This is a genomic window from Anabaena sp. CCY 9910, from assembly GCF_963920875.1.
Taxonomy (GTDB): domain Bacteria; phylum Cyanobacteriota; class Cyanobacteriia; order Cyanobacteriales; family Nostocaceae; genus Trichormus; species Trichormus variabilis.
The window spans coordinates 1-13037 of the sequence record NZ_CAWUDJ010000027.1 but is presented as its reverse complement, the minus strand read 5'-3'; the positions used below and the strand labels follow the sequence as shown (position 1 = coordinate 13037).

9 protein-coding genes are annotated in these 13037 nt (G+C 45.2%); 7 read left to right on the top strand and 2 right to left on the bottom strand.

Translation table 11 applies throughout. The features are described from left to right. Nucleotides 1-15: 15 nt before the first annotated feature. From ACM5QX_RS18885 to crcB, 3 genes are read left to right on the top strand one after another with little or no spacing between them, the layout of a single operon-like run. Nucleotides 16-1365 carry a histidine phosphatase family protein gene (locus tag ACM5QX_RS18885; protein WP_414754921.1) on the top strand — a complete coding sequence of 450 codons (1350 nt, stop codon included), beginning with the start codon at nucleotides 16-18 and terminating at the stop codon, nucleotides 1363-1365. Between the two features lie 49 nt (nucleotides 1366-1414). Next, on the top strand, nucleotides 1415-2803 hold the full coding sequence (locus ACM5QX_RS18880) for a dihydroorotase (protein ID WP_414754920.1): 1389 nt from the start codon (nucleotides 1415-1417) through the stop codon (nucleotides 2801-2803). 13 nt (nucleotides 2804-2816) lie between these two features. After that, nucleotides 2817-3305 carry a fluoride efflux transporter CrcB gene (crcB, locus tag ACM5QX_RS18875; protein WP_414754919.1) on the top strand — a complete coding sequence of 163 codons (489 nt, stop codon included), beginning with the start codon at nucleotides 2817-2819 and terminating at the stop codon, nucleotides 3303-3305. Between the two features lie 225 nt (nucleotides 3306-3530). Here crcB and ACM5QX_RS18870 read toward each other — a convergent pair whose 3' ends face one another. Continuing rightward, complete coding sequence (locus ACM5QX_RS18870; protein WP_414754918.1) at nucleotides 3531-4436, bottom strand: CoB--CoM heterodisulfide reductase iron-sulfur subunit B family protein; 906 nt, start codon at nucleotides 4434-4436, stop codon at nucleotides 3531-3533. A 435-nt stretch (nucleotides 4437-4871) separates the two neighbouring features. Here ACM5QX_RS18870 and acpP point away from each other — a divergent pair, with 435 nt between their 5' ends. From acpP to ACM5QX_RS18850, 4 genes are all read left to right on the top strand, one after another. After that, nucleotides 4872-5126, top strand: coding sequence for an acyl carrier protein (gene acpP / locus ACM5QX_RS18865; RefSeq protein ID WP_011320354.1), 255 nt, complete (start codon nucleotides 4872-4874; stop codon nucleotides 5124-5126). A 219-nt stretch (nucleotides 5127-5345) separates the two neighbouring features. After that, entirely contained in the window at nucleotides 5346-6596 is a 1251-nt protein-coding gene (gene fabF, locus ACM5QX_RS18860) for a beta-ketoacyl-ACP synthase II (RefSeq protein WP_011320353.1), read from the top strand. A gap of 380 nt (nucleotides 6597-6976) precedes the next feature. Continuing rightward, the gene (gene tkt / locus ACM5QX_RS18855) at nucleotides 6977-8989 is read left to right on the top strand and encodes a transketolase (RefSeq protein ID WP_011320352.1); all 2013 of its coding nucleotides are present in this window, start codon (nucleotides 6977-6979) and stop codon (nucleotides 8987-8989) included. Between the two features lie 475 nt (nucleotides 8990-9464). Further along, the gene (locus ACM5QX_RS18850) at nucleotides 9465-10487 is read left to right on the top strand and encodes a CsgG/HfaB family protein (protein ID WP_414754917.1); all 1023 of its coding nucleotides are present in this window, start codon (nucleotides 9465-9467) and stop codon (nucleotides 10485-10487) included. Nucleotides 10488-10806: 319 nt separating this feature from the next. Here ACM5QX_RS18850 and ACM5QX_RS18845 read toward each other — a convergent pair. Next, nucleotides 10807-13037: Calx-beta domain-containing protein (locus ACM5QX_RS18845; RefSeq protein ID WP_414754916.1), on the bottom strand; the 2231-nt coding region annotated here is incomplete at its 5' end.

Sequence of the window (13037 nt, the reverse complement as noted above, 5' to 3'; positions counted from 1 at the left end):
AGGAGGGCAAGACGGATGACTCGTGTCATTATTGTGCGTCACGGCCAAAGTACTTATAATATCGAACGGCGCATTCAAGGACGTGCTGACGTATCAACATTAACGGATCGAGGTCGTAGTGATGCTAGTAAGGTAGGCAAAGCCCTCACTAACATTTCCTTTAATGCAATTTACAGCAGCCCGCTCCAGAGAGCAAAACAAACAGCAGAGATTATTCATGGTGAACTAGTAAATGAGGCTGTTCAGTCTGCTGATGTGCAGATTTCCGAATTGTTACGAGAAATAGACTTGCCTTTGTGGGAAAAAATGCTGACATCTGAGGTGAAGCAGAAATTTCCCGAAGATTACCGCATTTGGCACGAAAACCCCCAGGAACTACAAATGTTAGTTAACGACAATGGGGTAACAAGAGAACATTTTCCAGTTTTATCTTTGTACGAACAAGCGCGGCAGTTTTGGCAAAACATTTTGCCCCATCATCGAGGTGAAACCATTCTCATCGTTGGACACAACGGCATTAATCGCGCCCTCATCAGCACAGCCTTGGGCATTCACCCCAGTCGTTACCATTCCATACAGCAATCTAACTGTGGAATCAGTGTATTAAATTTTGCTGGGGGACTGGGTGAACCAGTGCAACTAGAGTCGATGAATCAAACCCAACACACAGGCGAGACTCTACCTTCCTTGCGTCCTGGTCATCAGGGAGTGAGATTGTTGTTGGTGCGTCACGGCGAAACTGAATGGAATCGCCAAACTAGGTTTCAGGGGCAAATTGACGTTCCCCTCAATGATAACGGTAGGCAACAAGCGCAAAAAGCCGGGGTGTTTCTGCAAAATGTAGCAATTGACTTTGCTGTGAGTAGTTCTATGCTGCGTCCCAAAGAAACAGCCGAGATTATCTTGCGTCACCATCCAAGTATCAATTTGGAGTTGCAAGACGGTTTAAGAGAAATTAGTCACGGACTTTGGGAAGGAAAACTAGAAGCCGAAATAGAAGAGGAATTTCCTGGTGAATTAGAGCGTTGGCGGACTATACCAGGCCAGGTACAAATGCCGGAAGGTGAGAATTTACAGCAAGTGTGGGAACGTAGCACGGAAGCCTGGCAAAATATCGTGCAAACAGCCTTAGATAATCAACGCCAAACAGGGTTAATCGTGGCTCACGATGCCACAAATAAAACCTTACTGTGTCATATTCTCGGTTTACCCACAGACAATTTCTGGAATTTTCGCCAAGGTAATGGTGCTGTTAGTGTCATTGATTACCCCTCTGGATTAAATGGTGTACCAGTGCTGCAAGCCATGAATATTACTACCCATTTGGGTGGTGTATTAGATAAAACCGCAGCTGGAGCATTATAGGCAAAATATAGATCACAATAGACAAGCAGTCCCAGCACTGATAGGTTAAATGACAACTGAACTTCTGCAACAAGTAAGGGTAATCGACCCGGTTTCGGGTATTGACAATATCACAGATGTGTTAATTGCTGATGGTGTAATTCAAGGTATTGCCCCAAATATTCCTAATACTAGTCCTGATACTCAAATTAGAGATTGTCGAGGATTAGTTCTTGGCCCTGGTTTAGTGGATTTATACAGCCACTCTGGAGAACCAGGATTTGAAGAACGGGAAACGCTGGCATCTTTCTTACAAGCGGCGGCTGCTGGTGGTTTTACCAAAGTCAGTATTTTACCCGATACATCTCCGGCTATTGATAATCCAGGGCTGGTGGCACAGTTGCAGAAGAGGAGGCAGGGGGCAGGGGGCAGGGAGCAGGGGGCAGGAGGTAGGGGAGCAGGGGAGGCAGGGGGAGAAATTACTCCAAGATTGTCGCCCAATCCCCAGTCCCCAATCCCCAGTCCCCAATCCCCAATCCCCAATCCCCAATACCTAGCACCCCTGCTCCATCTTTGGGGTGCTATTACCCTGGATGTGGCAGGGAAGCAGATGACAGAATTGGCTGATTTAGCGGCGGCGGGGGTGGTTGGTTTTACTGATGGGTTGCCTTTAGACAATTTAAGCCTGGTGCGGCGCTTGCTGGAATATGTCCAACCATTGGGGAAACCTGTAGCATTTTGGCCGTGCGATCGCCAACTCTCTGCTAATGGGGTGATGCGGGAAGGCGCAGATGCCCTCCGCTTTGGTTTACCTCCCATACCTCCTAGTGCAGAAACAACAGCGATCGCTGCTTTATTAGAGTTGGTTGCTGCTACAGGTAATACTCAAGTACACATTATGCGGGTTTCCACCGCCCGTAGTGTAGAACTAATCGCCGCCGCCAAAGCCAAAGGTTTACCCATCACCGCCAGTACCACTTGGCTACACCTGTTACTAGACACAAAAGCAGTTAAAAGTTATAATACTAGCCTGCATTTAGACCCACCTTTGGGTAACGCCAGCGATGTCAAGGCATTACGTCAAGGAGTCCGCACAGGGGTAATAGATGCGATCGCCGTTGATCATGCACCATACACCTACGAAGAAAAAGTCCAAGCCTTCGCCGAAGCACCACCAGGGGCGATCGGTTTCGAGTTAGCATTACCCTTACTTTGGCAAAATCTTGTAGAAACTGGAGAATTTACGGCTTTAGAATTATGGCAGGCTTTGAGTACTCGTCCAGCCCAATGTATTCAACAAAAAGTGAGTGCATTTGCCCCTCATCACAAAGCAGAACTAACTTTATTTGATCCTCAGAAAATCTGGAAAGTCGAGAGGAAAAATCTGTGTACACTTTCTAGTAACACATCTTGGTTAGGGCAAGAATTAAAAGGTCGAGTCATACAAACTTGGCTCTAAAGGTAGGATAAATATGGGATTTGGGCTGAAGACTTTGGTTGAGCAGAGTATCCAATTGTTGACTGTTGCACCAAGGTTAATACCGGAAGTGCTGCAACAACCGACAATTCGTCATCCCATTGCCGTGAGTTTAGGTGCGATCGCCGGCGCGCTCAGTCGCTATTATCTCAGTTTGTGGTTTGCCCAACGCTTCGGCATTACTTTTCCCTACGGCACATTGTTCATTAATATTACCGGCTGTTTAGCTATGGGTTTCTTTTATGCCCTAGCCTTAGAGCGAGTATCCTTAATTTCTCCCGAAATCCGATTACTTGTAGCAGTTGGCTTTCTCGGTGCATACACCACATTTTCAACTTATGCCTTAGACACCTTTACCCTTTTAGGCGATCGTAATTTAGTAGCAGCAGGGTTTTACTGGGCTGGCAGCACCATATTAGGAGTTATCAGCATCCAGATAGGTATAATTCTTGGTAGATTATGTGGCAAGGGTTTAGGGGTATAGGGGTTTAGGGGTGGTAGGGGTTTAGGGCAATACAGTTCAGTTAAGGCAACAACTTAGACCGGTGTAGGTTGGGTGGAGGAACGGAACCCAACATTCTCAAGACTTTGTTGGGTTCCGCTATCGCTCCACCCAACCTACCATTCTCTTAACTGAACCGTATTGGGGTATAGGTATAAATCTTTCTTTTCCTTACACCCTCACACCCTCCCAACCCAAAAGTCCCGATTAAAAACCTAATTTCTCTAACACTGGCTTTGTCGAAACAATGTGACGGTCTAATCCTAATTCTTCAGGACTAACGCCTAGTGCCAAAGCAATTAACTGTGGTAAGTGCAGCACTGGCAAACCTAGTTTATGACCGATAACTTTTTCCACTTCTGGTTGACGAGAATCTAAATTGAGATGACATAAAGGACAAGGGGTAACTAAACAATCCGCCCCTGCTGTTAAGGCATCTTGAAGGTGCATCCCCGCCATCTTAAAAGATTCATTAGTGGCATAACTAGATAAAGGCCAACCACAACATTGTGTCCGTCCACGATAATAAATTGGCTCTGCCCCCACAGATTGAAAAACATTTTCCATCGCTTGTGGGTTGTAAGGATCATCATAAGGCATTAACTTTTGGGCGCGGAGTAGATAGCAGCCGTAAAAAGCTGCACACTTCAAACCAGATAGCTTACGGGTCACACGTTTGGTAATTTCCTCTAAGCCGTAGTCTGTGACTAAAGCGTAAAGCAGATGTTTCACCTCTGTACTACCCTGATAAGGTGAACAACCTTCTTTGTGTAAAAGACCATTCACCTGTTCTAGATAATCAGGGTTACTGGTCTGAGATTCTTGCAAACGCTCATTAACATGACCAATCACACCCTGACAAGTACTGCAATGAGTTAGTAAAGGTAAATTTAATTCTTCTGCTAGGGCAATATTACGAGCATTGACTGTGTCTTCTAGCAGTTGGGAGTCTTCCTTAAAAGTGCCAGAACCACAGCAGGCAGCTTTTTTCAATTCAATCAGTTGAATACCTAAAGCTTGGGTAAGAGCTTGAGTAGACTGATACAGTTCCCGACAAGCACCTTGGGCAACACAACCAGGAAAGTAAGCATATTTTAGTGTCTGAGATAGCATAAAATTAGGTTTATTTTAGGGCAACTGCCCCGATGATAACTTTTCTATCACCCCTCACAGGCCATACTTAAGAGGAATGGTAATTTTTTTTGGACATTTGCCAAAAATTTAGTAAGAATTGGTAAACAACAGCATTTACAAAGCGTAGGCGTGATGACCGACAGTCGGTCAAAGCCCAAAGTACAAAGTCTTATCTGGACTAGCAAAAAATCGCTCATAGCAAGAGCTTATATCAATAGAGCTAAGTAGCAAGAAACAAGGGCTGGGTCAAAACACGTACTCAGCACTCAGGACTAAAAACTCAGCACTGCCCACCCTATTCTATATTTGGAACTGGGACGCTATGCGGACGATCGCGCTTTCCGATAAGATGTATATGCTCAAAATGTTGCCCACAAAGCGCAGACAATAGCAACCGGTTAAGGACCTTTATCTATGAGCCAATCAGAAACTTTTGAAAAAGTCAAAAGCATTGTTGTCGAACAACTAAGTGTGGAAGACCCTGACAAAGTAACTCCAGAAGCTAGTTTTGCCAACGATTTACAGGCTGATTCCCTCGATACAGTAGAACTAGTAATGGCTTTGGAAGAAGAATTTGAGATCGAAATTCCCGATGAAGCCGCAGAGAAAATCACCACCGTTCAAGAGGCGGTGGATTACATCAATAACCAAGTTGCCGCATCAGCTTAAGCAGCGATTGGGGATTGGGAATTGGGGATTGGGAATTGGGGATTGGGGATTGGGGACTGGGGACTAGGTGTTGGGCGAAAATCTTGGAGCAAGTTCTCCCCTTGCCTCCCCTGCCTCCCCTGCTCCCCTACCCCCTGCCCCCCTGCTCCCCTGCCTCTTTCTTATCCCTAGTCTCTAGTCCCTAATTTTTGCAGCTTTCTCGCCACCTTTAACTGAGTCATGACAGATTATAATCGTAAACGCGTTGTTGTCACGGGTGTTGGCGCGATTACACCTATTGGTAACACAGCCTCTGAATATTGGGAAGGATTGTTAAGCGGACGCAATGGCATTGACTACATCACCCACTTTGATGCGTCTAGCCATGATTGTCGTATTGCTGGTGAAGTGAAAAACTTCGACCCCCATGAGTACTTGGAGCGCAAAGAAGCCAAGCGCATGGATCGGTTTTCCCAATTTGCAGTTGCAGCAGCCAAACAAGCACTTGCGGATTCCCAGTTAGTCATTAATGAACTGAACGCCGAACAAGTGGGGATTATTATTGGTTCTGGGGTAGGCGGACTCAAGGTCATGGAAGACCAACAAACCATCTATCTCAACCGTGGCCCTGATCGCTGTAGTCCCTTCATGATTCCCATGATGATCGCCAACATGGCGGCTGGACTGACAGCAATTCACACTGGAGCCAAAGGGCCAAATAACTGTACCGTCACTGCTTGCGCCGCAGGCTCTAATGCGATCGGCGACGCTTTCCGCCTAGTTCAAGGCGGTTATGCCCAAGCCATGATTTGCGGTGGGGCTGAGGCAGCAATTACACCATTAGGTGTAGCTGGGTTTGCGGCTGCACGGGCGTTATCAACTCGCAATGATGACCCTGCTCATGCTTGTCGTCCCTTTGACCGCGATCGCGATGGATTTGTCATGGGTGAAGGTGCGGGAGTTCTGATTCTGGAAGAGCTGCAACACGCCATAAGTCGCGGCGCTCGCATTTATGCCGAAATTGTTGGTTATGGTATGACTTGCGATGCTTACCACATGACATCCCCAGTTCCGGGCGGCGAAGGAGCCTCCAGAGCCATCCAACTGGCACTCAAAGACGCAAACATCACCCCAGAACAAGTTAGCTACATTAATGCTCACGGCACCAGCACTTCAGCAAACGATACCACTGAAACCGCAGCGATTAAACGAGCGCTAGGAGACCACGCTTATAAAATAGCAGTCAGCTCCACCAAATCGATGACAGGTCATCTTTTGGGTGGTTCTGGAGGTATTGAAGCTGTAGCCACAGTGTTGGCAACTGCTCACGACCAAATTCCACCCACAATTAATATTCAAAACCTTGACCCAGATTGTGACCTAGACTACGTGCCTGACTCTAGTCGCGCTCACAAAGTCCAGGTAGCATTGTCTAATTCTTTTGGATTTGGTGGTCATAATGTCACACTAGCTTTCAAAAAGTACGTGTGAATAAGGCAAGAGGTAGGGAGAAAAACTTTTGATTTTATATCTTTCATATCTCCCCACTCTCCACTTGTCGGCTCTCCTGAAATCAACCAGCTAAAAGTATCATAGATATCATTCCCGACCCAGCCAAGGGTTCAGCGTGACCAGATTCTTGGCTTGATAAATTACCACAAACTCAGGAGATCCCGCTTGTCCACGGACAATCGGGAATGGGATGATGAGGATAACGTAGGGGAATGAAAATCAGTTGTCATTTATTCAGTATCAGTCATCAGTAGTGAATCCTATCTTGATAATTGTTAACTGTTAATTGCTAGCTGAGAAAAATAACCCCAGTAAAAGTAGCTTGAAGAGTGCTAACCCGTCGTTAAGAACAAGAGATTATGGCTGTTGCAACCCAATCCCTCGAAGAACTTTCTATTAATGCGATTCGTTTCTTGGCTGTTGATGCCATAGAAAAAGCAAAATCGGGACACCCCGGACTACCGATGGGCGCGGCTCCAATGGCTTTTGTGCTGTGGAACCGCTTTATGCGGTATAACCCGAAAAATCCCAAATGGTTTAACCGCGATCGCTTTGTTTTGTCTGCCGGTCATGGTTCCATGTTGCAGTATGCCCTGCTCTACCTGACAGGCTACGATAGCGTCAGTATTGAAGATATTAAGCAATTCCGTCAGTGGGAATCCAAAACCCCTGGACACCCAGAAAACTTCATGACCGCAGGCGTAGAAGTCACCACCGGGCCACTAGGTCAAGGTATTGCCAATGGAGTTGGTTTAGCGCTCGCAGAAGCTCACCTCGCAGCTAAGTTCAACAAACCCGATGCCAAAATTGTTGACCACTATACTTATGTAATTTTAGGTGATGGTTGCAACATGGAAGGCGTTTCTGGTGAAGCTGCCTCCCTGGCTGGACACTGGGGATTAGGTAAACTGATCGCCCTGTACGACGACAACCACATCTCTATCGATGGTTCTACAGATGTAGCCTTTACCGAAGATGTTTCCCAGCGTTTTGAATCTTATGGCTGGCACGTCATCCATGTTAAAGATGGCAACACAGATTTAGAAGCAATTCACAAAGCCATTGAAGAGGCAAAAGCTGTCACCGATAAGCCCACCTTGATTAAGGTGACAACCATTATCGGTTACGGTTCCCCTAACAAATCTAATACTGCTGGTGTTCACGGTGCAGCATTGGGTGGAGACGAAGTAGCCTTAACTCGTCAAAATCTGGGTTGGTCACACGACCCATTTGTTGTTCCCGAAGATGTCCTCAACTATACCCGTAAAGCAGTAGAGCGCGGTGCAGGCTACGAATCTGACTGGAACAAAACCTACGCAGACTACAAAGCTAAATATCCCCAAGAAGCAGCTGAATTTGAGCGTCACTTAAGCGGCAAACTGGCTGATGGTTGGGATAAGGTACTACCATCCTACACCCCCGAAGATAAAGGACTTCCCACCCGTAAGCATTCAGAAACCTGCCTCAACAAATTGGCGGCGGTTCTACCTGAACTCATTGGTGGTTCGGCTGACTTGACCCATTCCAACCTCACCGAAATCAAGGGCAAAGGCGACTTCCAAAAAGGACAATACCAAAATCCCAACATCCACTTTGGTGTCCGGGAACATGGTATGGGCGCAATCTGTAACGGTATTGCGCTGCATGGTTCGGGACTAATTCCCTACGGCGCTACCTTCTTAATCTTCAGTGATTATATGCGCGCTCCCATCCGTTTATCTGCCCTGTCTCAAGCCGGTGCAATTTGGGTCATGACCCATGACTCCATCGGTCAAGGTGAAGACGGCCCTACCCACCAACCAATTGAAACTCTGGCTTCACTCCGTGCTATTCCTAACCTGACAGTAATTCGTCCCGCCGACGGTAATGAAACCTCCGGCGCTTACAAAGTAGCAATTGAGAGAGCTAAGAACAATGCTCCCACTTTGTTGGCGTTTACTCGTCAAAATGTTCCCAACTTGGCAGGTACATCGATTGATAACGTAGCTAAGGGCGGATACATTGTTGTAGATACCGATGGCACACCAGATTTAATCCTGATTGGTACTGGTTCAGAATTGAGCCTCTGCGTCACCGCAGCCGAGAAACTTAAAGCTGAAGGCAAGAAAGTTCGTGTAGTCTCCTTGGCTGCTTGGGATTTATTTGATGCCCAAGATGCAGCTTACAAAGAATCAGTGCTACCTAAAGCAGTCACCAAGCGTTTAGCTGTAGAAGCGGCTAGCAGTTTCGGCTGGCACAAATATATTGGTAGTGAAGGCGATGTTGTAACTATAGACCGCTTCGGTGCTTCTGCTCCTGGCGGCATTTGTTTGGAGAAATTTGGCTTTACCGTTGATAATGTATTAGCTAAAGCTAAACAATTGTTGGGTTAATAGCAACAGAATATTCTCTTACATTAACTATAGGGTGGGCATAATGCCTGCCCTTTTTTATGGCATGAATCAATTCAAAATACCCTACGGGAAGCAAGCTACAAAATAGCCTACGGCATCTCTTACAAGAGGCTAACACCAACGCGTAGCGTCTGTCTACGACACGCTCCGCGAACGTAGAGAAGGCTGTGCCAACAAAATTCAAACTAAAATTGCAAAATCATAATTCCTGATAATTTATAATATGTGTTTAGGTGCTGTAGCGATAAAGATAATTAACTTCATGAAAAATTCACATATGAGAATTTTTCATCCTTCCGCATATATATAACTCCTATTTGATTTTTACTGGCGTAGTCTGTGTTGGCGCTGAAAAATTCCAAATAGACAAGACTTGTTGTGTGTTCCCTATTTTATGCAGGTAATTTCAAAGAAAAGCGGAATGTCATAACATTTACTTAATTAGGCTCAACAGATGAATCACAGCAAATTATCTCAAAATAAGTCTATAATTTTGGGCTTATGTTTACCAGCGCTCGCTGCATATTTCACCATAAATACCGGAACCTTTTCTCTACAACCAGCTAATGCCAAACAAACACAATCTTTCCAACTAGCACAACAAAGCAGTTCCTCATCCGAAAAAGTCAGAATTGCCGTTCTCGATTTTGATTTTAGTAGCGTCAGCAACCCCAGTTACCTATCACTTTTTCCCGCAGGTAGTAAGGGTGTTAGTGACATCCTTGTAAATAGGTTAGTGAAAAGCGGTAATTTTGTTGTCGTGGAACGTAGCCAATTAGAAGCTATTTTAAAAGAACAAGATTTAGGTGATTCTGGACGAGTCGATGCTAGTACCGCAGCAAAAATTGGCCGCATTTTAGGCGTTGAGGCTGTTGTTATCGGCTCAGTTACTCAATTTGATGTTCAACAACGGCGTTCTGGAGGCGGCTTTTTAGGATTTGGTGCAGCAAGTACCGATACCGATGCTTTAGTCAAGTTGAATATTCGTGTAGTCAATACAACTACAGCCGAAATCTTATTTGTCGCTGAAGGTAATGGGAATGAGAGTCAGTCAGATACTCAAGTCAGCGTACTGGGTATTGGTGGAGGTTCCTCTACTAGTAATGAAGGCAAATTACTCACCAAAGCCACTGAAAAAGCCATAGATCAAGTCATCACTGAATTAAATACAAAATCAGCTAATTTAGCCGCTTTACCAAAAGCCTTACCCAGTGTTAACGCCACTGTAGCCGATGTCACAGGAAATACTGTGATTTTAAACAAAGGTCAATCAGACGGTTATCGAGTCGGGATGAAACTTTCCATTGAGCGAGTGACAAAACAAGTGAAAGACCCGACCACAGGTAAAGTTATCCGCAGTGTTACTCAACCATTAGGCATGATTCAACTAGTTGACGTGGATGCTACGTCTAGCGTTGGGAAAATCACCACTGGCGGTAAATTCAAAGTTGGAGATATTGCTAAACCTGCACAATAGAATCTTACTCGGTTGATGGGAGCGATCGCCTGTTCTTTATTAACGCGATGTGCAACTTATTTTTGAAACCCCTCTCCATAGCTTGCTTCCCGCAGAGTACCTCTCCCCTGAAACTGTAGAGACGTTGCATGCAACGTCTCTACTTTGAATCTTGCTCCCCTTCCCTGTCTTTGCTACGCAACGCTAACGCGAACGACGCGCTGCGCGAACGCAGGGAAGGGGTTGGGGGTTAGGTTTGAGAGAAAGTTGCACACAGCGTTAATTACCTTGTGAAAAACAAGATACCCGACTTTTCCAAAAAGTCGGGTATCTATGATGGCTAGGCAATTAAACTAAAATCGCTGCTACTTAAAGTAATATCAGGATTACCTAAACGAGCAAACTCAAACACTGTACTTGTACCCAGAACATTACCGTCTCGATTGTAGAATAAGCTACCACTACCTTGGCTATAGACAATCCGCGCACTACTAGCGTTAACAAATTCATCATCACTGACAACGGCAAAATCAGTTAAAGCCTGTCCTGCGCTATTAGTAACTGCATTAAATGTAGCTTTACTCAACACAATTTGGTCTTGTCCCACATCAAACTGGCTAATGTAATCAACCCCTAAACTGGAACTAAAAACACCACTACTTTGGAATAGATATTTATCCTGACCAGCGCCACCAGTCAGAATATCATCCCCCAATCCACCCCAGAGGGTATCATTTCCAGCTAATCCTTGCAGTTGGTCGTTTCCGTTACCACCAGCCAGAATATTATTTAAAGCATTACCAGTAAGCCTGTCATTACCTGTACCACCTGTAGCATTTTCGATGACGTTATTAGCAGAGAGAATCAGTTTGAGGTTGCTATTCACCGTTTGTGATGTAGTCACACCCAAATTCACCCTGACAGCAGCCGTAGTACCACTGAAGTCAATAGTGTCAATACCACCTGTAGCGGTTTCTGTAATGGTGTCCGTTCCCAAGGCAGCATTAGCTACAAAGGCATAAGTATCGTTTCCAGCGCCACCAGAAAGAATATTATTGCCACTATTACCAGTAAGGACATTATTTCCGGCGTTACCTGTAGCATTAATTGCTGCTGTTCCTGTGAGGGTAAGGTTTTCCACATTAGTTGGCAAAGTGGTAGTCACAGAAGCCGTGAGGGTATCGGTGATAGTTGTGGTAACTGTATTGGTTGTCCCAAGAGTAGCATTGGTGGGAGAAGTCAACCTCAGCGTAAAGGTTTCATTTGCCTCATTAACTGAATCATTGAGAATGGGGATATTGATGACTTTACTGGTTTCTCCTGGGTTGAAAGTCAGAGTTCCGGTTGTGCTTGTATAGTCCGAACCTGATGTGGCTGTACCATTAGCGGTGGCATATTGGACGGTGATAATTTGACTGCTGGCTTGGGAAAGAGTAACGGTGTATGTAACGTTTTGAGGACTGGTATTACCTTCGACTATAGTTTGGCTACCACTGAGATTGATAGTAATGCCAGTAGGTGAGGTATCATCATTAGTAATGGTTCCAGTGACGGCTGTTGTTGTACCGACTGTATAGCCTGTACCGGTTGCTAAAGTTAAAGCAACGGTTTCGTTACTTTCGACGGTGGTATCTGCGGTGGGGTTAATCGTTAAGATGGCTGTACTTGCACCCGCCGCAAAGGTAATTGTACCAGTGGTAGCGTTGAAACTAGCAGCACCACTTTGAGCATAGTCAGTGTTCAGGGTAGCTGTCCCAGCAACGCTATAATTTACAGTTAAGGCGTTGGTAGTGCTGCCAGTGCGGGTAAAAGTGTAAATTAGATTTGGGGTTCCGTCTTCGGTAACGCTAGCTGGAGATACGGCTAAGGTGATAGTTGGTGAAGTATTACCAATGGTTATAGTTTGATCTGAAAATTGTATTTGTTCAACTTCACGTAATGTATCTACGCCATCACGATTAGCCACTGTATCGGTAACTGTAAAAACACCCCCACTACTAGTTACTTGATATTGAGAACGAGTACCTAAATAAACAGCGATATCATTACCAGTCCCACCGTAGAAAGTATCGTTACCAGTACCACCTTCAAAACGGTCGTCACCCTGTTCACCAAATAAGACATCATTACCATTAAATCCTCTGAGGGTATCATTACCTAAACCACCGAATAACTGATCTGCGAAGTTAGTACCCTCGATAGTTTGATTCAGGTTAACGGTGTTGAAGATGAAATCACTAGCTTGGAGTAGGTTTGGGTTGATATTCAGTAGTTTGATTTGCGACTGAGAACCATTGAAGAAGGTAGTAATTAAGGCATTGTCTTGACCATCGTTACTAATGAGTAATTGCAGGGTAGTCCAATCATTAATATTGAGGTTTCTGAGGTCAATCTTGTCTTGTCCACGTACAAAATCTGTGACTACATCATTGTCTTGTAGCTGTTCCAAGTTAAAGACATCATTACCAGCACCACCATAGAAAGTATCATCACCCCGACCACCTTCAAAACGGTCATCACCCTGTTCACCAAATAAGACATCATTACCATTAAATCCTCTGAGGGTATCAT